Origin of the sequence: Silanimonas sp., from assembly GCF_027530345.1 — a bacterium.
In the GTDB taxonomy this organism is placed as follows: Bacteria; Pseudomonadota; Gammaproteobacteria; order Xanthomonadales; family Xanthomonadaceae; genus Silanimonas.
This window is the reverse complement of record NZ_JAPZQK010000066.1, coordinates 1-1256: the sequence shown is the minus strand read 5'-3', so window position 1 is coordinate 1256 and position 1256 is coordinate 1. Positions and strand designations below refer to the sequence as shown.

Annotated in this window: 1 protein-coding gene; it reads left to right on the top strand. The window is 63.9% G+C overall.

The features are described from left to right. Nucleotides 1-3 precede the first annotated feature (3 nt). Nucleotides 4-1233: an ISL3 family transposase gene (locus tag O9255_RS15235; RefSeq protein ID WP_297867717.1), complete on the top strand. Its 1230-nt coding sequence runs from the start codon at nucleotides 4-6 to the stop codon at nucleotides 1231-1233. Nucleotides 1234-1256: the final 23 nt, after the last annotated feature.

Genomic DNA, 1256 nt, shown 5'->3' with positions numbered 1-1256 from the left:
AACGTGAGCGAGAAGCAGCTTTTTGAGGCCGCCCTTGGCGTGGCCGCGCCGTGGTACGTGAGCGGGACGGGTTTCGATGCCGCCAGCAGGCGCTTGACCATTGGCATCGATTTCGCGCCCGGCAGTCGGTTCGCGCATCCCGATGTTCCCGGCGAGCATCCCGTGCATGACACGCAGACCAAGCGCTACCGGCACCTGAACTTCTTCCAGCACGACTGTTATCTGGAAGTGCGCGTGCCGCGCCTGAAGCTGCCCGACGGGCGTGTTGCCCTGGTCGAGCCTGATTGGGCGGGCAAGCTGTCCGGGTTCACTTTGCTGTTCGAGGCACTCGTACTGACGCTGAGCCGGCAGATGCCGTTCGCTGCGGTCGCCCGTCTGGTGGGCGAGTCCTGGCATCGCGTGCATGCGATCTGCTCGCGCTATGTCGACTTGGCGGTGGAAGGGCTTGATCTTTCCGAGGTGAAGGCGCTGGCGATCGACGAGACCTCGTGCCAGCGCGGCCATCACTACCTGACCTTGGCTGCCGATGCGGACCGGCGCTCCGTCGTGTTCGTTGCCGCGGGGCGTGGCAGCGACACGCTCGATACCCTGGCCGATCATCTGCGTGCCCATCACGCCATGCCCGAGCAGATCGAGTCGGTCAGCATCGACATGTCGCCGGCCTACATTCGCGGCGTTACCGAGTACCTGCCGGCGGCGCGCATCACCTTCGACAAGTTCCACGTCGTCGCACACGCCTCGGCGGCCTTGGACAGGGTGCGGCGTCAGGAACAGCGCACGGATCCTGCGCTCAAGGGGCTACGCTGGTCGCTGCTGAAAGACCGTGATCGGCTCAATGCGGCGCAGCGCAGCGATCTCGACGCACTGATCGCCAAGGCCACAACGAAGCGCACTGCACGTGCATGGCTCTACCGGGAGCACCTTCGCGAGATCCTCGAGCGCAAGCAGATCAACGTCGTTTCAAGCCATCTGCGCCAATGGTGCAGCAACGTCATGCGCTCCAAGGTCGAGCCGATGAAAGACGTCGCGCGGATGATCCGCCGCCACTTCGACGGCATCGTCGCATGGGCGCAGACCCGGAGAACCAACGGATTCCTTGAGGCGCTCAATGGCCTTTTTCAGGCCGCCAAGCGCAAGGCGCGTGGGTACGGCCGATTCGAAACCATGCGCACCGTGCTGTTCCTGATCGCCGGGAAGCTCGACTTCCGAGGCATCAATCCCCATGCCGCATAACCCACTCGGATTTCAAAAGAGCC